This window comes from Teretinema zuelzerae (genome assembly GCF_021021555.1).
GTDB classification, from domain to species: domain Bacteria; phylum Spirochaetota; class Spirochaetia; order Treponematales; family Treponemataceae; genus Teretinema; species Teretinema zuelzerae.
The window spans coordinates 1,923,343-1,946,814 of record NZ_JAINWA010000003.1 but is presented as its reverse complement, the minus strand read 5'-3'; the positions used below and the strand labels follow the sequence as shown (position 1 = coordinate 1,946,814).

Below are 23,472 nucleotides of genomic sequence, written 5' to 3'. Positions count from 1 at the left end.
TTCAGCGTGTTATGATTCGGTACATCGGATCGCCGCCGGGAAGCAGTTCAAGAATGTTTGTTTCGCAGGGCAGGTATTCGTCCGGATCATGGGTAACATGAAGCAGGGTCGAGTGTCCTGTTTCCGCGATTCGCTGCATGAGTGAAAGGGTTCGTGCTCGGTGCTGCTCATCCAGGCCGTGGCAGGGCTCGTCGAGAATGATGAGGGGCGGCAGTTTAACGGCTGCCCTGAGTATGAGGACGCTTCGCTGGTCTCCGTAGGAAAGAGCGTTGAACGCCTCCTTTGCCAGATTTTGCAGATTTCCCAACTCAAGCCATCTCGCCGCTTTTTCTCTTTCTTCCGTAGAAGCTCTTTCGTATAATCCGATCGAGTCGTAAAAGCCTGAAACGATGACGGTTTCGACTGTGACGTCTCCGACGCGCCGGTATTCCTGATGGAGCCGATGCGACACAAAACCGATTTTTTCCTTGATTTCCCAGATCGTTTCTCCGGATCCGCGTGGGGCGCCGAAAAGGGATACCCTGTTTCTGAACACTTGAGGATTGTCTCCGGTTATTAATTCGAGCAACGTCGTTTTTCCGGATCCGTTCGGGCCCCTGATGATCCAGTGTTCGCCCTTGTTCACTGTCCAGCTTACATCATCCAACACTTTCCTGCCGGACCATTCTACGGAGACCCGCGTCATTTCGATTAAAGGCTTTGTGTCGTCGGAAAGAGTCTTTTCCGTATCGAGGACGGCCAGCTCTTCGTCCAGATCGGCGGGAAAGGATGCGTTTTGGGGTTCGCAGGCCCCCAGAAGAGTTCTTTCCGCGAGACGCTGCTCGAAATCCTCGCGGGTTCCTGAAAATACGGTTTTTCCGCCCTCAAGTTCCAGGACATGGGTGCAGGATCGCGGAACAGAGATATAGCGATCGAGGACGATCATATACGCTGTCTTATTGCTGGAGGATGCCGATCCGATGAGCGAATCGAGCAGCGCGGATAGAGTCGCGACTCCTTCCGAGTCAAGTCCGTCGAACGGATCATCGAGAATGAGAAGGTCAGGAGCTCCGGCCAAGGCTTGAGCCAGGAGTGTCCGCCTGATCTCGCCGGTGGACAGGAACTTTAAACCCCGATGCAGTATATGGCTAATGCCGCAAATAGAGGCGTACCGTTCGGCCTCCGGGCATCCCTCCAATAACGCGGCCGGAGTTCTGCCCGGATCTATGCCTCCTTCGACGAAGTCAGAGTCGTCGTTTTTCAGTTCATTTTCTATGAAGGCCGCTACAGCTTCGAAAGAAAGAAGCGTGATTTTTGAAAAGGCCGAGAAGAAACCGTCGGCAGACGACGGAACCATCTTTTCGGAATCGATGATCGCATTGATCAGCGTTGTCTTGCCCGAGCCGTTTGACCCGGTTATCACCCAGGCTTCGCCCGGCAGCACTGTCCAGGAAAAGTCGCGGAGAAAAATCTGTTGCTGGTGGAGAATCGACGCGTGTTGAATCGAAAGCAGGGGATGTTCGCTCATGAGAAGCACTGTATCGCGAAACCGGAAAAATGTGTATGCGTTGCGGTTTTACGCGAGATTGTAGACCCGGGTAATGAGATCGGCTATCGCTTGTTTTCTCGAGTCCGGAAGTTTTGACGGTTGCTGGATGAAGCCTATGTCGTAGTCGCCGAAGTGCGATCCAGCCTGGTATATGGTAAGTCCTTCCGAAAAAGGGCTGTTATCCAACACAAGATGCGGGATGAGCGCAAGGCCGAGGCCGAGGCGGGCCAGGGCGAGCAGAGCTTCGTTACCGCCGGTTTCAGCCGCAATGCCCGGGCTAAACGGTTCGCCGTGCTGCTGGATTCGATGCACCCAGGCATTGAAACGCTGCCGGGAAAGGCCGGCCCGGGGGAGGAGGAGCGGCGTTGTCCGAAGAGTTTTCAGCAGAGACGATTCGGTATTGCGAGTATCGAGCAGGGCTTTGATATTTCCGAAGGGCCCTGTTTTCGCGGAGACGAAGACGAGCGGGGATTTTCTGACGGAAAACGAGAGCAAATCCGGAAAGCCGTTGACCGGAATCGCTGTCACTGCAAGCTCCGCCCGTCCTTCCCTGACAGCCTGGGCTGCGCCCGCGGGGTCGCCCGTTTCGACCGACAGCTGGGCTTCCGGATATTCTTGAGTGATAGCCTCCGCCAGGGGAGGCAGTATCGAATAACAGGCGGTAACGGAGGCGTATATCGCGAAGGGGCCCCGCAGCCTGGTTGCGTTGCCCTGGAAGTTGAGAGAAAGCTCTTTTTTTTTACCGATGCAGTCGCGGGCGAATCGCAGGAAGTCTTCTCCCTGCCGGGTTATTCTCACCTGGCGGGTATCTCTCTCGAACAGCCTCGCTTCGCATTCGTCCTCCAGCCTGCAAATAAGCCTGCTTACGGCGGAAGGGCTGAGGTGTATTTGTTGAGCGGCCTTGGCGAAGTTCTGCGTTTCCGCCAGCGCGATGAAGGTTTCCAGTTCCGAGAAATCCATGTCGAGATAGTATCGTTATGATGCATATTATTCAATAATTAAGTGATTTTATTTCACTTTACGCATTTATATGAAACGTGTATAACAAGACGAGGAGAAATCAAATGAACTATTTTAATTCAATACCGTGGCGAGTCGCCCTGCAGCAATTGGGCACCTGCCGTTTCATGAACCGCGAAGAATTCAACGACGGCGCGAACGCCCTGAAAGGAAAGAAAATCGTAATCGTCGGATGCGGCGCCCAGGGCTTGAACCAGGGTTTGAACCTCCGGGATTCCGGTCTCGACGTCAGCTATGCGCTCCGCAAGGAAGCGATCGCGGAAAAGAGAGCGAGCTGGAAAAATGCGACTGAAAACGGTTTTACGGTCGGAACCTACGAGGAGCTTATTCCCTCCGCCGACGTAGTCGGAAATCTGACTCCGGACAAGCAGCATACTCCGGTCATCGGCGCGGTCATGCCGCTGATGAAAAAAGGCGCCGCTCTCTGGTACAGCCACGGATTCAATATCGTTGAAGAAGGAATGCAGATCCGCAAGGATCTTACCGTCGTGATGATGGCGCCGAAGGGTCCGGGATCGGAAGTGCGCGTCGAGTACAAGCGCGGATTCGGTATTCCGACCCTTATCGCCGTTCATCCCGAGAACGATCCGGACGGCCGCGGATGGGCGATCGCTAAGGCTCTCGCCGTCGGAACCGGCGGTTCCCGCGCGGGCGTTCTTGAATCGAGCTTCGTCGCGGAAGTAAAATCCGACCTGATGGGCGAGCAGACCATCCTCTGCGGAATGCTTCAGACCGGCTCTCTGTTGTGCTTCGACAAGATGGTCGCCTCCGGCATCGACAAGGGCTGGGCATCGAAGTTCATCCAGTACGGATGGGAAACGATCACCGAGGCCCTTAAATGGGGCGGAATCACCGGCATGATGGATCGTCTTTCCAATCCCGCAAAGATCAAGGCGAACGAACTGTCCCGGCAGCTGAAGGCAATCATGGCGCCTCTGTACCAGAAGCACCAGGACGACATCATTTCCGGCGAATTCTCGTCCACTATGATGAAAGACTGGGCCGCGGACGACAAGAACCTGCTGACCTGGCGCGAACTTACCGGAAAGACTGCGTTTGAACAAACGCCCGCCGGAGACGTGCAAATTAGCGAGCAGGAGTACTTCGACAAGGGCATTCTGATGGTCGCAATGGTGAAAGCGGGCGTAGAGCTCGCCTTCGAAACCATGACCGACGCAGGAATCAAGGCGGAAAGCGCGTATTACGAGTCTCTCCATGAAACTCCGCTTATCGCCAACCTCATTGCCAGAAAGAAGCTGTACGAGATGAACAAGGTTATCTCCGATACGGCCGAGTACGGCTGCTACCTTTTCGACAACGCGTGCCGCCCGCTGCTTAAGGATTTCATGGCGAAAGTGGATACCGACGTCATAGGAAAAGGACTTTCCGTCAAGGACTCGTCCGTTTCGAACCGGGAGCTCGTGAAAGTAAACGATGCAATTCGCAATCATCCGGTTGAAAAAATCGGAAGCGTATTGCGCGCCTATATGACTGCTATGAAAGAAGTGATCTAATCGGCGTATAGGGTATTCGGAATTAAATTAAAAACCCGTCGCTGGCCTGTGCCTTCGGCGGGTTTTTTTATTGCAGGTCGAGTATCTTTTGCATATCAGGCGGAATCGGCGCGGTAACTTCTATCAATTCTCCGGTGAGCGGATGCGGGAAGGAGAGGGTTTCGGCATGAAGCATGGTTCGCGTTATGTCGAACGGAATTCCCTGCAACTGTTTGGGCCCTCCGTACAGTACGTCTCCCAGCAGGGGGAGCCCGACCGAAGAAAGATGCACCCTGATTTGATGCGTCCTTCCGGTGAGCGGAGAGGCTTGCACTTCAAGATAACAGGAACGTCTGTTGCGAACGACAAAATCGGTTACGGCAGGATCGCCCCCCGTTTGAACGACTCCCCACTTTCCCGCAGAACTTTTGGGGGTAATCCGGTCTATGTTGTTCGAGAGAACGAATCGATCTTGTTTTTCGTACGCGCAGGCGCGCACCGGAACTACGGTAAGGGCCGTATATACTTTATGTATTCGCTGTTCCAGGAATAGCGCGTGGATCGCCGGATTAACTTCTCGCGTTTTGGAAAACAGAATGACGCCTGAAGTTTCCCTGTCCAGACGATGATGAAGGCCCGCATAGGGTTCGTTTCTGGTGTTGTCTCGCCGGTGCAGGAATTCCTTTACCGCAGCGTGAAGGTGTTTTCTGTCTGCGACGATAGTCGCTTCGGTTGGAAAGCACGCGGGCTTGTTTACTACTATGATTGAGCTGTCTTCGAAGAGAATCCGGTCTTGCGTCATTTCGAAGTCGATGTCGTCGGGTTGCTTTTCGCGGAAAAATCTGGAGGAGTCGAACTTGACGGCCACAAGGTCTCCGGCCTTCATGCGGCGGGCGGGCTGTCTTTCCTGAATACCGTTGATCGAGGCCATTCCTGCTATGACAAGCCGGCGGACTTTGGAATTAGAAAGTTCGGCCGCCGGGATTCCGTTGGTTGTCAGGCACTGCCGGCAGGCTTCCTGTAATGAAGTGCCGCCTTTTGCCGAAATTGATAAGCGAAATATCTGGAAAGACATGAAAGCATCCTACTGATATGGAGACGCAAAAACAAGCAGGACTCCTGCGGCCGCGGGTGTCGTTTTATTACTGTTTTACTAAACGAAATTTGACAATTGCGCCTCCGGGTACAACACTTTTCTTCAGGCGGTATGCGGAAATGTCTAATAAGATTTCAAATTCCGAGGTTGTGTTTACTATCGAAGAAAAGTGCGTTGGATGCAATAAATGCATACGTAATTGTCCTGTGCTGGGAGCGAATATTTCTTATGTCAAGGACGGCGTTACCCGGGTTCGCGTAGATCAGGAAAAATGCATACGTTGCGGCGCTTGTTTGGATGCCTGTTCGCATAAAGCTCGGGATTATACGGATGATACTGAAGATTTCTTCAATGATCTGAAAAGAGGCTCTTCAATCACTGTCGTCGCGGCCCCTGCGGCTCGGGTAAATTTCAATACACACCGAAAAATGATCGGTTATTTGAAGTCTCTCGGCGTTCGTTCTGTGTACGATGTATCTTTCGGCGCGGATATTACGACCTGGGCCTACTTACAAGCGATACAGCGGCGGAATTTGCAATCCGTGATAGCGCAGCCCTGTCCTGCCATTGTTAATTATATCGAGAAATATCAGCCGAAACTGATCGATACGCTGGCCCCTATACATAGTCCGACGCTCTGCACCGCGGTGTATCTGCGGAAATACGCGAAAAACAGCGATAAAATCGCATTTTTATCTCCGTGCGTAGGAAAAACGGATGAATTTACCGATCCGAACACCGAAGGACTTGTTTCGTACAATGTTACGTATAAAAAACTCTATGAATACATCGAAAACAAGAAAATCGATCTATCCCGGCAGCAGGATGGTTCTTACGATGATATCGGATGCTGGCTCGGCGCATTATTCAGCCGTCCCGGCGGATTGCGGGAAAACGTCGAAGCTCTCGTTCCCGGCGTGTGGGTTCGCCAGGTAGAAGGAAGCCGCCACGCGTATCCGTATCTGCAGGAATATGAAAACCGCGTGCAGAAAAATAAACCGGTGCCTCTGCTAGTGGATATTCTCAATTGTTCTCACGGATGCAACATCGGAACCGGCACCTGCAAGAACGTGCAGATCGACGATGTCGATAAGTCGTTGAATGAAATCAGAAACGCGAAAATGAAGGAACGCGCTTCGTTCGGGAAAACGAAGCAAAAGGAGTTGTATCGATATTTCGATAAAACCCTGGTTCTGGACGATTTTCTCAGAAAATATACGCCAAAGACTGTGCAGTTGGGGAAGCCGAACGCCGCAGAGAAAGAGAAAATCTGGCTCGAACTTCATAAAGAAGCGGAAGCTGACCGGTCGATCGATTGTTCGGCCTGCGGATACCACACCTGCGACGACATGGTTACCGCGATATTCAACGGGTGCAATTTTCCCGGCAACTGCATCGATTACAATCGGAAGGAAATAGAGCGCGAGTCGCGAAACATCGGCGAGAAAACAGGAATAATCGAAAAAATGTCCCGGTATACCAACGAAATCGTTTCGGTATTGGACGAGGCCGCCGCTTTGAATTTACAGGTTTCGCTGGACGGTGAATTCGAAGGCGATTTCGCGAAGATCAGCGGCTCGATAAATCAAATTCTGGAAACATTCGACAGAACGCTTTTGGAAATCCGTCTTGCGGCTGATGAATTTACCGCGGGCGCCGATCAGGTATCCCTGGGAAGCGCGGATCTCGCGGCGGGTACGCAGGAGCAGACGACGGCAGTGGATAATCTGGCGGCCCAGGTGAAACTGCTTTCGGAGAAAAACAATCTGACGGAGAAGAACGCGGCCGGCGCGCGGGTCATGACAAGCGAGGCTCAGGAATTCGCTCAGGAGGGAAATTTCAGAATGAGCGAAATGCTGAATGCCATGAAAGAAATACAAGCGTCGTCTGAAAACATCACCGGCATATTGAAGACGATCGACGATATCGCCTTCCAGACGAATATTCTGGCTCTCAACGCTGCAGTCGAGGCCGCGCGGGCCGGAAAATACGGAAAGGGCTTTGCTGTCGTCGCAGACGAGGTCAGGAATTTGGCGGGACGATGCTCCGAAGCCGCCCGTGAAAGCGCAGGCTATATCGAAACCTCTTTGGCGACGGTAAAAACCGGATCCGATATCGCGAACCGCACGGCGGAGGTGCTTCGGCGCATTGCGGACAAGTCGCGAGAGATCGCCGGCCTTGTGGAAGAGGTTGCTCATTCCTCTGCGGATCAAACGCACGGTATAAGGGATATAACTGAAAACCTTCAGCAGGTGTCCCGGGTGGTTATGGCGAACGCGTCGGTTTCGCAGGAGAGCGCCGCCACGAGCGAGGAACTTTCGTCACAGGCGGTTTCCTTGAGGGGGCTTGTATCGCGCTTTCAGCTTCGCGATGAGTGATCAGAAAAGCGTGGGTACGAGAAGGTTTAGCGAAGCGTAGAAAACCGGGCGATCGACCGTCTCGATAAGGTCGGCAAGGTCCTGGTGCCAATTTTTTCTCGCGCCGATGGAGAAACGCACAAGATCTTCATAACAGAACTGCAGTTCCGCGCAGTATCCGATAGCTTCCGTGTTTCCCTGGTAAAAATAGGCCATGCGCGGGTCGGCAATGTACGAAGCGCCGGCTGAGATCTGAATTTCGTCCGAGAGGTTCCAACCGGCTTTTCCATAGCCGTACCGAAAAAGGCTGTCTGTTTCTTCCCTGATTTCTTTGCCGGCAACAGAAAACCCTGAAAAGAGAACAACCCGTTTTCCGGGCTTGAAGGAGAAATCGGTCGGTATCGTGTAACGTGAAAGGGTGAATTTTCCGTCGCCGGCGTTGATCCATCGAATCCCTGTCGAAAGGTCGAAAGATCCCTTCCCCGGCATCCCCATCGCGCGGTAGACGATGCGCGTCGGATGTATTCTTCCTTCTGTTCTGAGATGTGCGCCGGTTTCTGTGGCGAAGGACTCTACCGAGAGGGCTCCCCCGAGTGCTAATTCACCGCCGAAAATAAATTCGGAAACTTCCGGTTTATATATGTCGACGACTCCCGAGTCCGGAGCATACTGCCTGTTTTGATTTACGAAGGCGGTAAGAAGAACTTCTTTACGAATCAATAGGCCGATCGCGTAAATGTCCTGGAAAAACTGAGTGCCGGTGAAGTCTGTTACGAAGGGATTCCCTGCGGGATCTCCGGCTGGAGCGGGGAGCGATATGTCGGTAAGAAATACGCCGTACCGGAATCCTCCCGCGCCGAACAGAAGGGAGAGGTTTTTCCCGACTCTCGCGCCGAATACATCTCCGTATACACGTCCCAGAGATCCGGTCTCGCTTCCGAAATCCGTAGAAATCGAGTAGTTCGTGTACCAGATCGCCTGAAGACTCGCGGTTTGAAACATATCTTTCGATCTGCCGCCGAGCATATCCGCAAGGCCATGGTAGCGGGGAAGGAAGGCCTCGGTGAGGGAGATCGATCTTCCGAGCCTGTTGCCAAGATCGCCGGGGTCGAAGGAGATGGTTTCGGCTGATACTGTGCCGCTCATAAGGGATATGGCGAGGGCGAAGGCAAGCTTCGACGAAGCGCAAAAAAAGGCTTTTTTCATTGATTTTCCGCCGCGGTCCAGCCGCTCGTTTCTGTATGTTCCAGGGAATATTCGATGTCTGTTACGGTTGTTTTTGAATCAGAAATGGTGAATTCTCGTTCTGTAACTTCCTTTCGCAGGCGTACCCTGGAAACCCGGTAGTATAGGGTCGTTCGCGGGGCATTCTCATCGATGAAGTAACTTGATGCGTTTGAGTTTTGATTTTGCACTGTTTCCGATCCAGAAGCATTTAGGCGGGACAGCGTGAAATCCTTATCGCTGGATGTTGTTGCTATATATTGATCGCCGTCTTCGTCGCTGGCAAGGCGGTGTCGTCTGTCTGTATAAACGCCGAGCGCTCCCGGCCGGTACAGCCTGCCGACGAGAGCCATTCCCTGGTAGGGGGAAATTTCGGAGCGGTACACGTACCACGCGTAGTCGGTTTCCCAGCTTCCGTCTTTATCGGTTGTTTCATATTCTGACGACAAAGAAAGAGGTATGAGCACGCTACCGTTTTCAGCGTGCGCTTCCGGGAGAAAATCCGGAGCGAAAGGCGAAATTACTACGTTGAGCACATTGGAACACGAGGTAAAAAGAAGGGACAGCGATAAAACCGTCCCTGCCGTGATTCTTGGTAATATAGTTTTTTGCGGCACGTTTATTTTACGGCTTTTTTAAGCTCTTCCACCCGGTCGAGTTTTTCCCAGGGGAACTGGGACCGGCCGAAATGTCCGTAAGCCGCTGTTGCCTGATAAATAGGTCTGCACAAGTCGAGCGTTTTGACTATTCCGGCGGGAGACAGGTCGAAAACAGCTTTTACCGCGTTCGTAATCGCCGTTTCGTCGGCGAGGCCGGTGCCGAAGGTATCGACCATAATGGATACGGGGAAGGGAACTCCGATCGCGTACGCAAGCTGTATTTCGCACCGTTCGGCAAGTCCTGCCGCGACTATGGTCTTAGCGACATATCTGGCCATATACGCCGCGGATCTGTCCACTTTCGACGGATCCTTTCCCGAGAACGCTCCGCCTCCGTGCCGTCCCATGCCGCCGTAGGTGTCCACGATGATTTTTCGTCCGGTCAAGCCGGTATCGCCGAAGGGCCCGCCTATGACGAAGCGTCCGGTCGGGTTGATGAAGAATTTAGTATCCGCGTCCAGTAAACCGGTGGATCCGAGAACCGGCCGGATAACTTCTTCGATCATCGCTTCTTTGATTGTCGCATGCGAAACATCCGGATCATGCTGGTGGGAAATGACGACTGTATCGACCCGAATCGGTTTGTGGCCGTCGTATTCTACCGTAACCTGGCTTTTCGCGTCCGGCCTGAGCCAGGGGATTTGCTTGCTTTTCCGAAGAAGCGTCGCTTTGTGGAGAAGCGCGTGAGAGTACATTATGGGCGCGGGCATGAGCTCGGGCGTCTCGGTGCACGCGAAGCCGAACATCATTCCCTGGTCTCCGGCGCCCTGCTGGCCTTTGTATTCTTCGAGCCCGGATCCTGCTACGCCCTGATTAATATCGGGAGATTGAGAGTGGATCATGTCCATTACCGCCATCGAATCGCAGTCGAGGCCGTAGTCAGAATCCGTGTAGCCGATTTCACGGGCAATATCGCGGGCGATTTTTTGTACGTCGACGTAGGTGTTCGTTGTAATTTCCCCGCCGACCAGGACGAGCGCCGTCGACGCGAAGGTTTCGCAGGCGACATGGCTCGTAGGATCGTCGCGGAGACAGGCGTCGAGAATCGCGTCCGACACCTGATCGCACAGTTTATCGGGATGTCCTTCTCCCACCGATTCCGAGGTAAATAGATGTCGTGCGTTATTCATAGCCGGTCTCCCTTGCAATATAGAAAAAATATGATTACGCTGAAAATATACACAAGTTCATCAATAAATGCCAGAAGAAGGAGATATTTATGGCGTTATATAAGGCGTACCCGAAGAAGGGCAAAACCTGCAAGGTGACCTTCGAATTGCCTGCGGAAGCGACAATGGGGGTGAAAAAAGTCGCGTTGGTCGGCGATTTTAATAGCTGGGATACAAAAGCCCATGTGTTGTCTTTGAACAAAGAAGGCTTGTATTCCATCACTGTTGCTCTTGAACAGGGTAACGAGTATCAATTCCGCTATTTGATGGACGACATTCGCTGGGAAAACGATTGGGCAGCCGACAAATATATGCCCTCCAACTTCGGAAACGCTGACAATTCCGTTGTAATAGTGTAGACGCGTCTTATTCCGGTTGGAATCGCTCGTCGAGAACCCTAACGAGCGATTTCAAGCCCGGCGTTATGAGAACTTTTCTGTCTTTAGTGATGAGAATTCCTTCCGTATTATCGGCTCCGTTCAACAATTCAAGCCCTTTTTCAGCTCCCAGGAGAAACACCGACGTGGAAAGAGCGTCCGCCATCATCGAGTTTTCCGATACGATTGTGACTGATATTAAACCGGTGTCGGCGGGGAAGCCTGTTTTCTTGTCGAGAATATGATGATAGAGAATGCCGTTCGAAAGAAAATTGCGCTCGTATACGCCCGAGGTTACGACGGATTGGTTCTCCACCGGTATCGAGAGAACCGGATCGCCTTCGGATTCTTCAGGATCGCGGATTCCGATCGTCCATTTCTGGTTTTTTGCTTTTTTGCCGTACGCATATACGTTTCCGCCGAGATCGATGATCGCCCGCTGTATTCCGTATTTTTTTAAAAGTTTTACGATTTCATCAGCCGCATACCCTTTCGCGATTCCTCCCAGGTCTAACCTCATTCCGGGTTCTTCCAGCGTAACAGCGTCTCCGGATATTGAAACCTTTCGATAGTCGATCAGTTTCAAGGCCTCAAGCCGATCCGATTCATCCGGGACTGCCGCATAGTCTGTGCCGATATTCCACGCTTTCACCAGCGGTCCTATGGTCGGATCGAAGGCTCCGTCGGTAAGGGAGCTTATTCGGAGCGCTTCGGTTAAGACGGTATGAATTTCTTCAGGCGCCTGAACCGCCTCCGAACCTGCAGCTTTGTTGATTTTCATAAGGAGGGAATCGTCTCTATTCGCGCTGAAAATCAATTCAAGCTCGCGCAATCTCGAGAAGATTGTATTGTGAATCTCCGGAGTTCCTTTTTCAAACAATTGAACTGAACAAACCGTACCGAGAACGAACTCAGTTCGAATCGGTTCTTTTACCGTACAGGAAGAAGCAAGTACGAAGGCGAAAAGACTAAAAAGCAAGAAGAGATGTCTTTGATTCTTTTGTTCGGAGCGTGAGCGAATGAAAGTCATGCCGATAGTATATAAAGATATGACCGGGGAAAAAAAGAGGTACGGAGCTTTTACTGCGAAGATCTTTTCTTTTTCTTGTGCTGATACAAAATGGCGTCGCTTTCCTCGATCAGCGATTCAAAAGTTTTATCGACGTCTTCTTTAGTGCGCATGGAAAAACCCCAGCTCGCCGAAAGGGTCCACGGATATGCGCCGGTTTGGTTGAAAGAGTCGAGTTTTGCCGAAATTCGCTCCAGGGTTCGAATCACGACGTTTTCCTGCACATTTATCATGAGAACGACGAACTCGTCGCCTCCGTAGCGCGCAACCAAGTCGCGTTCACGAAAACTGGCCTTCAATATTTCCGCCAGGGAGAGAATCGCCTGATCGCCTTCTTTGTGTCCCCATGAATCGTTGATTTTTTTTAGACCGTCCATATCGAGAAAGATGAAGCAGCAGCTTTGCCTCGACTTAACCGCCTGGTCGAACATCGATTTTCCGGTGATGTCCAGGGCTCTGCGGTTGTATAAGCCGGTGAACTCGTCGATCATCGAAAGCCGGGACAACGTGGAATTGTTTTGTGTAAGCGTCTCTATATGGCAGGAAAGGATCTCGTTTCCCATGGCGGCGTCGATAATCCGGGAAACAAGGTCCTGTATCATGTCGAATTGGGAAAAATGTTTGTCGGTTATCGAGACGACGAGATAGCCGTAAACGTAATTATTGAAGGCGAGAGGAAGGGCGGCGAGGGGATTCCCGCTTTTCATCTGTTGTTTGGGAAGCAATTCCTCGACCGGGAAGCGGGTATACGGCTCCTCGTATACTTCCGTATATTGCCCCGCATAAAAGGAAAACCGGAGGTCTCCTTTTTTCGGGTCGTGCTGATTCAGGAACACGAGGTGGCATTCTTCTATGCCCAGTATCGGGAGATTCGCGCCGATTCCGCGCACAGCGTCCTTAATGGTGATTTTCTTGCTTAAAAGCTCGTTACCTTCCCGATAAAAGGCGAGGCTGCCAAGATCTTGCTCGCGTATTTTTCTGAAGGATTTCTGTTTTGTTTGTATTAGCAATCGGAACGCGTCGAGAAACAGCGAATTCAAAAGAATCTGAGATTCCTTATCGTTGTGTTTCAGCAGGGTGCTTGTCCATTGGGTAGAGAACAGGTCGATGAACGAGTCCGATAAGTGACCCGAACGGGACAGGGTTTGGATTATTCCCTGCATAAAGGATGTAAAGGCGCCGTAGTCTCCCGATTGCAGGCATTGATCTATGATGCTTTCCAACGACCGGCGCAACCCCGAAAGTTTCTTTAAATTTCTCTGAGGCGTGCGGGTAAGTTCCAGCGGAGTGAAATTTCCCTGTTGGCGATCGGCATGATCGAACCATGACGAACATCCGCAGGATTCGCGGTGCATGAACTGGGCGGGACGAAAAATCTGCTCGGGGAAATAAGAGGTGATGCCGTTGAGATCGGAGACGACTCGGTCCATCATGATGGAGACCATTTCCCATATGGGAAAATTTACGCTGGTGAAGCTTGTCGGCAGCGAGCTGTTTTCTTCTACGTCGTCGAATCCGACTACAGCGATGTCGCCGGGTACGGAGATTCCGTGGTTTTGAAATTCCGTCACCGCGCCGATCGCCATTTGGTCGTTCATGCAGATAAGAACCTCCGGCGTATCGCCGTCGAGTTTCAATATCTGCGCCGCGGTCGTTTTTCCGTCGTGTTGCGAGTATGTGCCGGGAAAGATCCATTCATCGGGAATCGTTATTCCGATGCGGTGGAGCTCCTTTTCAATTTGAAGCTGCCGCTCTCTGGACGTCGTCCCCGGCGCGTCTGGACCGGTGAGCAGCGCGAATTTCGTATATGCATGATCGGCGTGAAGGTGGTGAATTATTTCTTGAATTGCGCGCGAGTTCTCTGGACCGATGCTCCATATCGCAGGGAGATGGCCGAAAAAAGAGTACACCGGAAGGTCGGGGATTCGCTCTATCAGCGTGCGGACTGCTTCAATCGGGTCGTACGGGGCAATTGAATGAGGAAAAACGATTAAAGCGTCGATGAATTTCGAATTCGGCAGGCTGTATGCATAGGAATATCTGCCGGCAGAAGAGCTTCTTTCCAGAGATCCGCCGAAAAAGAAAACAGGGCGGATGGAACGCTCTTCGCATGCATCGATTAAGTCCGAGATAGCGCGGGAATTAAAAAATGTATCAACTGAATCCAGCATGATTCCAACGGTTTTAGGTCCGTTGGAATCATCCGGATTCGATTTAAAGTTGGACATACCGAAAGTATCGGTCTTCCGTTTCTATTTTACAATCTTAAGATGAAGCTCATCCAATTGTTTTTGGTCGACTTCGCTCGGACAATCGTCCATCGGGCTGATCGCGAAGCTGTTTTTCGGGAACGCTATGACTTCTTTTATGGAAGTTTCTCCCGCCATGAGCATTACCAGGCGGTCCAAACCGGGCGCGATGCCTCCGTGGGGAGGCGCTCCGTATTTGAACGCTTCGGTCAGGAATCCGAACTTCTTCTGGCCTTCTTCTTCGCTGAACCCGACGATCTTGAAAATGCGTTTTTGCAGTTCGGGATCGTGAATTCGGATAGAGCCGGAAGCGAGTTCGTAGCCGTTGAGGACGAGGTCGTACAAATCGCCTTTTACGCTGCCCGGATCGGATTCAAGCGTGGCGTGGTATTTGTCCTGGGGCCAGGTGAACATATGGTGCGCGGTGTCCCATTTGTTTTCGTCTTCGTTCCACTCGAACATGGGGAAGTCCACGATCCAGGCGAATTCGAATCTTCCTTCTTCGCAGAGCCCGAGATCCTTGCCGAGCCTTGTTCTGACGGCTCCGAGCGCCGTGCAGGCGATCTTCGCCTTTGAATCGGCGACGAACAGAAGGAGATCTCCCGGTTTCGCGCCGAGGGTGTCGCAGACGGATTCCGCTTTTCCTTCGAAGAACTTGGAAATTCCGCCCTCGAGCGCCGGGGCCTTCTCTGCTCCCGAGACCTTCATCCATCCAAGACCTTTCGCCTTGTATATTTTAGCGGTCGATTCAAGTTCTTCTATCAGTTTGCGGCTGTATTTTTCAGCGACGCCCGGCACGACGAGGGCTTTGACTTTACCGCCGCCCTGGATCGCGTCCTTGAACGCCTGGAAGGTCCCGAGGTCCGCGAGGAATGCTCCGTCCTGCATTTGCATTTCAAAGCGGAGTTCAGGCTTGTCGGTGCCGTACAGTTCGATCGCGTCGTCGTAGGAGATGCGCCTGAAAACGGCCGGCAGTTGAACCTTGAGCGTTTCCTTGAAGATGTGGCCCATCATGCCTTCGATCAAGGACAAAACGTCGTCTCTTCCGACAAAGCTCATCTCGATGTCGATTTGGGTAAATTCGGGCTGTCTGTCGCCTCGGGCGTCTTCGTCCCGGTAGCAGCGCGCAATTTGGAAGTACTTATCGAATCCGGAAACCATGAGAATTTGCTTGTACAGCTGCGGAGACTGGGGCAGGGCGTAGAATTTCCCCGCGTATAGCCGGGACGGAACCAGATAATCCCGGGCGCCTTCGGGAGTCGAGGCGATAAAGGTCGGCGTTTCTATTTCAAAGAAGCCTCGATCGGTGAGATACTGCCTGGTTGCGAAAGCGACTTTCGAGCGAAGCGCGATGTGGTTCTGCATGTGAGCGGAGCGCAGATCGAGATATCGATACTTTAACCGCAAATCTTCGTTCGCATTCGATTTTTCGTCGATCATGAATGGAAGCGTATCGGAAACCGAGAGAATGACGATTTTGCTCGCCGCGACTTCGATCTCTCCTGTGGCCATGTCTGGATTCACCATTGTGTCAGGACGCGCGCGCACTACGCCTTCCAGAGCGATGCAGTATTCCATTTTAAGCTCTGCCGTCGTCGCTGAAAGTTCGGCCGCGGCGTCCGAGTCGACGACGACCTGGGTTAATCCGTAGCGGTCCCTGAGGTTAATGAAGGAAATGCCTCCATGGTCGCGCTTCCTGTGTATCCAGCCGTTGAGAATGACGGTTTTTCCCGTATCGCTTTTGCGTAAATCCCCGCAAGTATGGGTTCTTTTCATGGTTTCCATTGAACCAGTATATGCAGAAGCGTCGGTTCATGACAAGAAGAGCCGTTGAATTTTGCAATTGCGGATGAGTGAACTATACTTGTCAGATGGGCGCTTCCCGGATACCTGAGAAAATTGAAAAAATGATGAAAAAAATGGTTCTTCTCGTGTGGCTCATTGTGTGTCTTGTCTTTGTGTTAGGCATTGTATTTCCGGTATTATTTTTTTATTCCATCCAAAAAGCGTATCTCCAGGAACAGGAAATCGTTCTCAATTTAGGCAAACAGCATATCGAAGAGTTTTTGGCCGATAAAAGCGCATTGCTTCGCTTGGCCGCGACGAATCAGCTTCCGGATATCGAATTTCTAAAGAAAAGCGCAAGCAGCCGGTATAAGGGCATTCCGTCTGCCGAAGCTTTGGAATATCGTACCTTTTTGTCCAAAATACATCAGGAATTTCCCAGTTTCCGGTTTTTTGCCCTGTTGACTGCCGAAGAGACCAAGCTCCTGTTAACCGAACCCTATGAGGCGCAGGAACAATTGACCGATATGCAGTATTTCATGGGCTATAACTGGAGAAGGTGGGCGCAAGAAACGAAGCGTCTGTTTTCACTTTGGAACGGATCCGGGTTTCCCGAGGTTCACGTATCGGATGTGTTTTTGTCGCAACCGGGGGATTATCCGGCTGTTTCAATGTCTGTCGGAATTCCGGGTGAAGAGGGAAATCTTGAAGCCATCCTCTACGGCAATATTCTTCTCGACACCTTGTCCCTCTATGTTTCTTCGTTGCAGTACGGCAAAACAGGACAGGTCTATTTGATCGACTCGCAGGGTCGCGTCGTTGCCCATCCCCGATTCGGAGATCTGAAAGGTTTGGACGGCGATAAAGAGACACAGGACTTTCACAGCATGGAGAATAGTCCGATTTTCAAGAACGCGCAGAAAAATATATATAAAGCGGGACTATACGCGGATCAGGAATCAGGGAGACAAATTTTAGCCTCGTATGCCAAGCTAGAAAGCAAGGACTGGATTCTTGTCGTGCAACAGGACGCCGGGGAAGCATTTTCTCTTGTGCAGCTGTACGTGATATCTATCATTGTCCTTGTTTTATCGTCCGTGTTCGGAACCATCGCCATGTTCAGCTATATGGCTAAAGAAGCCCGGGAGTATTCGAAGCGTCATCAGGAACTCGAGCTCATTTCGGAAACCGATCCCTTGACCGGCTTGTTGAACAGGCGCAGCATGCTGAGCCGGGTTTCTACTTTCATCGATGAATATAGACGGGATGGAATCGGTTTCGTCATAATAATGTTCGATATCGACGATTTTAAGAAGATTAACGATTTTAATGGGCATGTGTTCGGAGATCTGGTGCTGCGAGAAATCGCGGCTCGTTCGCTCGGAGTTTTGCGCGTCGACGATTTGTTGTTCCGCTGGGGCGGCGAGGAATTTCTCGTGGTAATCCGCAACGCGGACATAATTCGAGGCAAGGGCATCGCGGAGAAGATCAGGCGCGTTATTGCGGATACGCCGATTAGCGACGGAAGCCGTAGCGTTTTTGTTACGGTGACCCTCGGCGTTTCGTCGTATGCCGGAACTAATATAGAAAAAATGATAATCGCCGCGGACGAGGCTCTCTATGAAGGAAAGAAAACCGGAAAGAACAAGGTGGTCGCTGGAACCTGAGCGTTTCCGGTTTCAGCAAGGAATCAAAAGATAGGGTTAAAAACTCTTTAGTATTGAAAAGAAGTGGAGGATCGTTCCTCCCATTACAAAGAGATGCCATACCGGGTGAGTCCACTTGATCTTTTTAAGCGCATATACTCCGGCGCCGACTGTGTATACGATGCCTCCGGCAAGCAGGAGGACCCAACTGTCCTCGCTTACGACTGCTTTCAGCGGATCGGCGGCGAAAACGATTATCCATCCCATTCCGATGTAGGTGAAAAGCGATATGTATCTGAGCTTCGAGCCGAAAACCGCGTACAGCGAAATTCCGGCTGCGGCAAGTCCCCAGATGATTCCGAAAATCCACCATCCGACCGTTCCCCTCAGCGCCGTCAGACAGTAAGCGGTGTAAGTTCCCGCGATTAGTACGTAAATAGCCGAGTGGTCCAGCCGTTCGAATACGCTGTATGCCTTTGTTTTTAACAGCGAATGGTAGAGAGTGCTCATCAGGTAGAGAAATACCATCGAAAAACCGAAGATGCTGAACGCGGTGACGTAATACGCGGTTTCGCCTTCAGGCGCATGCAGGACGGCGCGGGTTATCAGTATGACGAGTCCGGCTATTGATAAAAAAGCGGCGATGCCGTGCGTTATGGCGTTCGCAATTTCTTCGCTGAGGCGATAGGGTTTCGGGAGTTTATTCATGGCGCATCCTTTTCTGTTTCTGGTTGTTAGACTCCCGTCAAACAGAAAAGGTTGCGAAAAGGCGCGTTAATTATTTTCTTGTAATTTCGTAGAGAATTACTCCGGCTGCCACGGAAACGTTCAAGCTGTCGAGGCGGCCGCGAGTCGGTATCGAAACGATCGCATCGCATTTTTTGGACAACAGCTGGGCGATGCCCTTTCCCTCGCTGCCCATGACGACGGCGGCTTTGTCGGCGAACGCAAGCTGACCGAGCGGCGTTCCGCCCGCGTCCGCGCCGTAGAGCCAAAAGCCTGCTTCTTTAAGTTGTTCGGCGGCGCGCACGAGGTTCGTAGCCAGGACTATCGGAACCCAGGCCGAGGCGCCCGCGCTCGTTCTGGCTATCACTTCGAAATCGGTAGCGCTTCTGTGTTCGGGAATGATGACGAGATCCACCCCGAACTGGTCGGCGCTTCGGATTATCGCGCCGGTATTATGCGGATCGGTAATCGAGTCCAGAATAATCACAATCGCTTTTTCTTTGACGGCAAGCTGTTTTATCGCGTCCTCGAGGCGCAAGGGCGCTTTTTCATCTGCATGCGCCATCTGGAAGACGATGCCGCGGTGATCGCGGGCGAGCGGCGGCAACGCAGAGGCGAGCGCGTCCAGTTTTTTGGGATCGGTTTCTTCCGCCGCGATTCCGAGTTTTCCTGCGAGCTCAAGTATTTTCTTTACGCGGGGTCCGGGCTTTGCGTACAGTATTGTAAGACCCTCTGGCAGGGGCGTTTTTTTCCCTTTGGAGTTTTTTCCTTCAAGATTCGACTCTAGAACCCGCAGTTCTTCTTCGATTGCATGGAAGCCGGTGATGATTCTCATAATTCGTAGTGTTCTCCGTATTTGACGATCTGAACGGACTTGAACCCGTTTTCCTCAAGGTGATCTTTAAAAACCACCTGAACTTCAGGTTCTCCGTGAACCATGAAGATTCTCTTTAAGCCTGATGTATCCATAGACTGAAGCCAATCGGTAGCTTCCTGATAGTCTGCATGAGCGCTGAAAGCGTTGATCTGGGTTATCTCCGCACGTACGTTATACCATTGATTGAATATTCTTACTTCCATTTCGCGATTTAAAATCCGCCTTCCGAGCGTATGTTCGGCCATATAGCCCACGATAAGAATCTGGTTGCAGGGATCTCCGATGGTATTTGCCAGATGATGGGTGATGCGGCCGGCTTCGCACATGCCGTCGGCGCTGATGATTATCATCGGTCCTTCCATCTCGTTCAAGCTTTTCGATTCTTCGACGCTGGTGACGAACCTCAGCGAATTAAAGCCGAAGGGGTTCTTGTGATGCTTTATGAAGGCTTCATGGGTCGCTTCGTCGTAGCACTCCGGATGAACCTGGAAGATGCTCGTCGCGTTCACCGCCATCGGCGAATCGACGAATATGGGAATCTCGGGGATGATCTTCCGGTCGACGAGGACATGGAAGTAATATACCAGCTCCTGGGTGCGCTCGATCGCGAACGCGGGGATGACGATCTTGCCGTTCATTTTTATGGCCTTTGTCGCCACGTCGGCCAGTTTCGCAAGCGCGTCCTCGGTGGTTTCATGCAGACGGTCGCCGTAGGTGCTTTCTAACACGATGTAATCGGCCGGGGGGAGAATCTCGGGATCGCGGATGATGGCTTTTCCCTTCCTCCCCAGATCGCCGGTGCAGGCGATCTTTTTCGTGTTTCCTTCGCCGTCTGTTACGGTAATGAGAGCCATGGCGGAGCCGAGGATGTGGCCTGCGTCGAAGAATTCAAGCAGTATATTGGGCGTGATCCACGTCGGCCTTCTGTAGGAGATGGTGATGATCTGGTTTGTCGTGTTTATCGCGTCCTGTTCGTTGTATAACGGGCGCCAGGAAAATTCCTGGCCGTGCTTTCTCGCCTGCTTTTGCAGGTATTCCGCGTCGCGGGCTTGAATGCGCGCCGAGTCCATCATGATGATGTTAGCAAGGTCCCTTGTAGCCGGCGTAGCGTAGATATTGCCGTTAAAGCCTTTTAGTCCGAGCAGGGGGAGGAGTCCGCAATGGTCATAGTGCGCGTGGGTGAGTACGACCGCGTCCATTTTATCGGCCGGAACCTCGAAATTGCGGTTTTTTTCGTCTGCCTCGGCCCTTCGGCCCTGGAATGCGCCGCAATCGACGAGAATCATCCGTCCGTCGACCTCGATGATGTGCTTAGATCCTGTTACCTCTTCTGCCGCCCCGAGGGAATAAAAGTATATGCTCATATAGAAAGGATAGACGCATTGGAACTGTTCCGCAAGTCGGGAGTTATGGTATAATCGAGATTCGAGGTGTTCATTGTATACACGAGAGATGGGGCCTGCTCCTGACTATCCGGTAAAAAACGGAAAAGCGTGTTTCGGATCGTTCAACGGCGCATTCGGCCATTTTGATATCCGCGGCATGAAGCGTCCTTTCGGGGATTTACCCCTGCCTGTATCATTTACCAATCTCCGGATCATGGAAACTCTCCGTTTCCTCTTTTGCGATTCTGAAAACATCGGCGAGATCGAGATATTCAACTCCAGCTTCTTCGGTTTCATGGAAACGACGCTCTGGAACCGGAAAACCGGAAGGCGAATCGCGTACCGGCGCATAATTCCGCCGGGTTTGACCCGCATCCCCCGCAGCTTTTTAAACGGCGTTACCGCCTGCCGGTCCCATCGCAGATACGTCCGGATCCATTCCCGCATGCAAAAAAGCCTCATCCATGTCGATTTCGATTTTCTGGGAGACAGCGTTCGTCCTCCGTGCGAGGGCCGCCTGGAAATGAATCCTTCTGAACATGAAGGCGGAGAGTGCTCGTTTCTGGTTCCCTACGAAGTGCGCAGGCGCTGCCAGGGTTCGTATATGGCGACCGGCCCTCTCCATGGGTGGATAAGCACCGGCTACGACGACCGGCAGATTTCAGCGGATCAGGGAGTCGGTTTTTTCGATGTCCGGAAAACCTATCTGCCGCTGCGGTCTAAAAGCAGCACCCTCGTCGGAATGGGGCGGATTAACGGCAAGCTGGTTTCGTTTCATCTTGCGAATTCGCTTTCGCGCGACGATTATCGGTATAACGACAATGTTCTTTTTATCGACGGCAGGGCGTGGCCTCTTCCTCCGGTTAAAATTACGCGTCCCTGGGGCGTTACAGGCGATTGGATTATCCAGGACACGGAAAGCATGATCGATTTGGTGTTTACCCCGATATCGGACAGCTCCCGCGCGTTGAGCGCTCTGATCGTGCGCACGATGTATCATACGGTGTACGGCGCGTTCGACGGGGTGCTGTTGACCGGCGAGGGGGAGCGAGTCGTATTAAAAAACTTTCCCGGCATCGGAAAAAAGGTTTTGTTGCGTATTTAAGGATGATATCATGGATGTAAAGACAGGCTCGATTTTGCTGGCGACGCAGACAGATAAAGAACTTCAGGCGATGAATCAGCTGTTGTCCGATCGCCAATATCGAATCAAGGCGCCGGTTAATTTCCTGAAGCCGGACAGGACCGATAAAGTCAATCCGGATTTCCTTCTGTATACCTTGAACGATTACATCGGTCATATTCAGCAATGCGTAACTTCTACCAGAAAGATGCTCCCGCTCGATAGAAAAGACGATTTTATTCAGTCTCTGGCCAAGGCCGATCCGATAGCCTCCGGCCTGCTTGTTCTTACCGCTTCAATGGATGTTCCTGCCATGACACGGCTGCTGGTAGATCTGCAGCATCGCGCTTCCGAAGCAACGATTCCCGAGGTCGCTCCCTTCGTGAAAACCCTTTTCCGTTTTTTAATCAAGGGCTGCTATCTCGGCGGTCCGGCGATAACCCGCAAATATAAAAACGCCTACGCCTGCCTGATTAACGACTTCGTTCCTTCCGATCCCGACGGCCTGCGGCGCCAGGTTTCCTCGGCAACGGAAGAGTGGTACTACATTCTGGACAAGGTGATTCCCGGCCTCTATCCCCTGGTGCTGCGGTACGTTTCGCCTGAATATCTTTCCTTCCAACAGCTTTTTTATGCCCATGGTTCGAAGGTTCTTTCCTGGCTCGATGTGTCCCCCTCCGAGGTGTTGATCCAGCGCGGCAACGAACCGGAAATCGTGTATGCTTCTTCCGGAACCGCAGCGGCAGATGTCGAGGAAGAGCGGCCTCCTGAGATTCCCGAAGAAGTCCAAAAAGGTTTGCATTTGCTTGAACGCCTGTTTCCCGAGGCCGGCTGGAACAATCTGGAGAACTATCCCGATTTTTGTCCGTATTTTCTTTCGATGCTGGAATTTCAGGATGCTTTTATTCAGTTGGCTCCGGATAATCCGTTGCATTTCGCCATGATACTCTTCTGGATTCTCGAGGAACTGTTTCAGGGCTTGCGCCTGATTAAATTCGAACGCCTTGAACCGGAATCGGCCGTCGACGATATAGAAGACATTAATACGATTCTCGACGATTGGATTTTGTATCAGGAAAGCATCTTCGATAAGCAATTCAGCGTCGATTTAAAATCCTTTACGCACCAAATTTATACGCAGCCTGATTTCGGCAAGTCTCCCTACGGACGAAAACTGTTATCCAATATGTATTCGCTGATTAAGAATATGTTTTTGCCGTATTTCGACATCAGAATGTACGGATCGAGCCGATTGCAGAAAGACGACCGGATTCCGCCCTTTTACGTTCGAGTTCGCCGCCTTGAACGGCTTCTTTCCCGATACTCCGCCGAAATCCACGAGTTCTCCGTTCCTGACCCCGATCCTGAAAGCTCCGTGCCCGGGATCGGCAATCCCTGGATGCCCTACAAGTTCGCCATTCCAAACGCTCTCTCGGTGCGTCTCGACGCCCTGTGCGGCGGAAGGCACTCGAAAAAGGGAAATAACGCGTATCTCATCGAGACGACGTTCGGCGTGTTGTCTGTGCTTGACTGGTGGGTGAACGATAAGGAAAGCCCGGCGTACCGAAAAAACCCGGAACATCTGTATCGGGTTTTGGAGCCGGGAAGCTCCGTGCCGGCCTTCGGAGTGAAGGCCCGCACGGATATCGACGCTCTTTTCGCAAAAACGCTGCGCGCTAAATAATTCGC

The 23,472-nt window shown here is 51.9% G+C and carries 18 protein-coding genes; 6 read left to right on the top strand and 12 right to left on the bottom strand.

Features of this window, described 5'->3' with window-relative positions:
- Position 1: 1 nt before the first annotated feature.
- Entirely contained in the window at positions 2-1,507 is a 1,506-nt protein-coding gene (locus K7J14_RS15870) for an ATP-binding cassette domain-containing protein (protein ID WP_230758740.1), read from the bottom strand.
- 48 nt (positions 1,508-1,555) lie between these two features.
- A complete protein-coding gene (locus K7J14_RS15865; protein ID WP_230758737.1) occupies positions 1,556-2,488 on the bottom strand; it encodes a LysR substrate-binding domain-containing protein in 933 nt (310 codons plus the stop codon).
- 104 nt (positions 2,489-2,592) lie between these two features.
- Here K7J14_RS15865 and ilvC point away from each other — a divergent pair, with 104 nt between their 5' ends.
- Positions 2,593-4,062, top strand: a complete 1,470-nt coding sequence (ilvC, locus tag K7J14_RS15860) for a ketol-acid reductoisomerase (protein WP_230758734.1) — start codon at positions 2,593-2,595, stop codon at positions 4,060-4,062.
- 67 nt (positions 4,063-4,129) lie between these two features.
- Here the strand turns inward: ilvC and K7J14_RS15855 are convergent, their stop codons facing one another.
- A complete protein-coding gene (locus K7J14_RS15855; RefSeq protein WP_230758731.1) occupies positions 4,130-5,116 on the bottom strand; it encodes an RluA family pseudouridine synthase in 987 nt (328 codons plus the stop codon).
- A gap of 17 nt (positions 5,117-5,133) precedes the next feature.
- Between K7J14_RS15855 and K7J14_RS15850 the strand changes: the two genes are divergently transcribed.
- On the top strand, positions 5,134-7,515 hold the full coding sequence (locus tag K7J14_RS15850; RefSeq protein WP_330165608.1) for a methyl-accepting chemotaxis protein: 2,382 nt from the start codon (positions 5,134-5,136) through the stop codon (positions 7,513-7,515).
- Here K7J14_RS15850 and K7J14_RS15845 read toward each other — a convergent pair whose 3' ends face one another.
- The 3 genes from K7J14_RS15845 to metK all read right to left on the bottom strand — a co-directional run bounded on the left by K7J14_RS15845 (position 7,516) and on the right by metK (position 10,507).
- Positions 7,516-8,700 carry a hypothetical protein gene (locus K7J14_RS15845; protein WP_230758726.1) on the bottom strand — a complete coding sequence of 395 codons (1,185 nt, stop codon included), beginning with the start codon at positions 8,698-8,700 and terminating at the stop codon, positions 7,516-7,518. It lies immediately after the preceding gene.
- Positions 8,697-9,254, bottom strand: a complete 558-nt coding sequence (locus K7J14_RS15840; protein ID WP_230758724.1) for a hypothetical protein — start codon at positions 9,252-9,254, stop codon at positions 8,697-8,699. The genes K7J14_RS15845 and K7J14_RS15840 overlap by 4 nt, the downstream gene beginning before the upstream one ends.
- Positions 9,255-9,337: 83 nt before the next feature.
- Positions 9,338-10,507, bottom strand: coding sequence for a methionine adenosyltransferase (metK, locus tag K7J14_RS15835; protein ID WP_230758721.1), 1,170 nt, complete (start codon positions 10,505-10,507; stop codon positions 9,338-9,340).
- A gap of 89 nt (positions 10,508-10,596) precedes the next feature.
- Here metK and K7J14_RS15830 point away from each other — a divergent pair, with 89 nt between their 5' ends.
- On the top strand, positions 10,597-10,905 hold the full coding sequence (locus K7J14_RS15830; protein ID WP_230758719.1) for an isoamylase early set domain-containing protein: 309 nt from the start codon (positions 10,597-10,599) through the stop codon (positions 10,903-10,905).
- A 7-nt stretch (positions 10,906-10,912) separates the two neighbouring features.
- Here K7J14_RS15830 and K7J14_RS15825 read toward each other — a convergent pair whose 3' ends face one another.
- The 3 genes from K7J14_RS15825 to aspS are packed head-to-tail and all read right to left on the bottom strand — an operon-like array spanning position 10,913 to position 16,017.
- Entirely contained in the window at positions 10,913-11,953 is a 1,041-nt protein-coding gene (locus tag K7J14_RS15825) for an FAD:protein FMN transferase (RefSeq protein ID WP_230758716.1), read from the bottom strand.
- A 50-nt stretch (positions 11,954-12,003) separates the two neighbouring features.
- Complete coding sequence (locus K7J14_RS15820) at positions 12,004-14,220, bottom strand: diguanylate cyclase (protein ID WP_230758713.1); 2,217 nt, start codon at positions 14,218-14,220, stop codon at positions 12,004-12,006.
- A 24-nt stretch (positions 14,221-14,244) separates the two neighbouring features.
- Positions 14,245-16,017 (bottom strand): aspartate--tRNA ligase, encoded by a 1,773-nt coding sequence (gene aspS, locus K7J14_RS15815; RefSeq protein ID WP_230758951.1) that lies wholly within the window; start codon positions 16,015-16,017, stop codon positions 14,245-14,247.
- Between the two features lie 95 nt (positions 16,018-16,112).
- On the opposite strand from aspS, the gene K7J14_RS15810 reads away from it, so the two are divergent.
- The gene (locus K7J14_RS15810) at positions 16,113-17,693 is read left to right on the top strand and encodes a sensor domain-containing diguanylate cyclase (protein ID WP_230758712.1); all 1,581 of its coding nucleotides are present in this window, start codon (positions 16,113-16,115) and stop codon (positions 17,691-17,693) included.
- Positions 17,694-17,729: 36 nt separating this feature from the next.
- On the opposite strand, the gene trhA is transcribed toward K7J14_RS15810, so the two are convergent.
- The 3 genes from trhA to K7J14_RS15795 form a co-directional block, all read right to left on the bottom strand.
- Positions 17,730-18,380, bottom strand: coding sequence for a PAQR family membrane homeostasis protein TrhA (gene trhA / locus K7J14_RS15805; RefSeq protein ID WP_230758710.1), 651 nt, complete (start codon positions 18,378-18,380; stop codon positions 17,730-17,732).
- A gap of 70 nt (positions 18,381-18,450) precedes the next feature.
- A complete protein-coding gene (rlmB, locus tag K7J14_RS15800) occupies positions 18,451-19,233 on the bottom strand; it encodes a 23S rRNA (guanosine(2251)-2'-O)-methyltransferase RlmB (RefSeq protein ID WP_230758708.1) in 783 nt (260 codons plus the stop codon).
- A complete protein-coding gene (locus K7J14_RS15795; RefSeq protein ID WP_230758706.1) occupies positions 19,230-20,639 on the bottom strand; it encodes an MBL fold metallo-hydrolase RNA specificity domain-containing protein in 1,410 nt (469 codons plus the stop codon). Before K7J14_RS15795 ends, rlmB begins: the two co-directional genes overlap by 4 nt.
- An 88-nt stretch (positions 20,640-20,727) precedes the next feature.
- Between K7J14_RS15795 and K7J14_RS15790 the strand changes: the two genes are divergently transcribed.
- Both K7J14_RS15790 and K7J14_RS15785 read left to right on the top strand, forming a co-directional pair.
- Positions 20,728-21,765: a DUF2804 family protein gene (locus K7J14_RS15790; protein ID WP_230758703.1), complete on the top strand. Its 1,038-nt coding sequence runs from the start codon at positions 20,728-20,730 to the stop codon at positions 21,763-21,765.
- Positions 21,766-21,775: 10 nt separating this feature from the next.
- Positions 21,776-23,467, top strand: coding sequence for a hypothetical protein (locus K7J14_RS15785; protein ID WP_230758700.1), 1,692 nt, complete (start codon positions 21,776-21,778; stop codon positions 23,465-23,467).
- The last annotated feature ends 5 nt before the right edge of the window (positions 23,468-23,472 follow it).

What these genes read in the sequence shown, in the direction of transcription:
- K7J14_RS15870 (WP_230758740.1), bottom strand. Translation starts at nt 1,507, where the DNA reads ATGAGCGAACATCCCCTGCTTTCGATTCAACACGCGTCGATTCTCCAC.
- K7J14_RS15865 (WP_230758737.1), bottom strand. Translation starts at nt 2,488, where the DNA reads ATGGATTTCTCGGAACTGGAAACCTTCATCGCGCTGGCGGAAACGCAG.
- ilvC (WP_230758734.1), top strand. Translation starts at nt 2,593, where the DNA reads ATGAACTATTTTAATTCAATACCGTGGCGAGTCGCCCTGCAGCAATTG.
- K7J14_RS15855 (WP_230758731.1), bottom strand. Translation starts at nt 5,116, where the DNA reads ATGTCTTTCCAGATATTTCGCTTATCAATTTCGGCAAAAGGCGGCACT.
- K7J14_RS15850 (WP_330165608.1), top strand. Translation starts at nt 5,134, where the DNA reads ATGGAGACGCAAAAACAAGCAGGACTCCTGCGGCCGCGGGTGTCGTTT.
- K7J14_RS15845 (WP_230758726.1), bottom strand. Translation starts at nt 8,700, where the DNA reads ATGAAAAAAGCCTTTTTTTGCGCTTCGTCGAAGCTTGCCTTCGCCCTC.
- metK (WP_230758721.1), bottom strand. Translation starts at nt 10,507, where the DNA reads ATGAATAACGCACGACATCTATTTACCTCGGAATCGGTGGGAGAAGGA.
- K7J14_RS15830 (WP_230758719.1), top strand. Translation starts at nt 10,597, where the DNA reads ATGGCGTTATATAAGGCGTACCCGAAGAAGGGCAAAACCTGCAAGGTG.
- K7J14_RS15825 (WP_230758716.1), bottom strand. Translation starts at nt 11,953, where the DNA reads ATGACTTTCATTCGCTCACGCTCCGAACAAAAGAATCAAAGACATCTC.
- K7J14_RS15820 (WP_230758713.1), bottom strand. Translation starts at nt 14,220, where the DNA reads ATGTCCAACTTTAAATCGAATCCGGATGATTCCAACGGACCTAAAACC.
- aspS (WP_230758951.1), bottom strand. Translation starts at nt 16,017, where the DNA reads ATGAAAAGAACCCATACTTGCGGGGATTTACGCAAAAGCGATACGGGA.
- K7J14_RS15810 (WP_230758712.1), top strand. Translation starts at nt 16,113, where the DNA reads ATGGGCGCTTCCCGGATACCTGAGAAAATTGAAAAAATGATGAAAAAA.
- trhA (WP_230758710.1), bottom strand. Translation starts at nt 18,380, where the DNA reads ATGAATAAACTCCCGAAACCCTATCGCCTCAGCGAAGAAATTGCGAAC.
- rlmB (WP_230758708.1), bottom strand. Translation starts at nt 19,233, where the DNA reads ATGAGAATCATCACCGGCTTCCATGCAATCGAAGAAGAACTGCGGGTT.
- K7J14_RS15795 (WP_230758706.1), bottom strand. Translation starts at nt 20,639, where the DNA reads ATGAGCATATACTTTTATTCCCTCGGGGCGGCAGAAGAGGTAACAGGA.
- K7J14_RS15790 (WP_230758703.1), top strand. Translation starts at nt 20,728, where the DNA reads ATGGGGCCTGCTCCTGACTATCCGGTAAAAAACGGAAAAGCGTGTTTC.
- K7J14_RS15785 (WP_230758700.1), top strand. Translation starts at nt 21,776, where the DNA reads ATGGATGTAAAGACAGGCTCGATTTTGCTGGCGACGCAGACAGATAAA.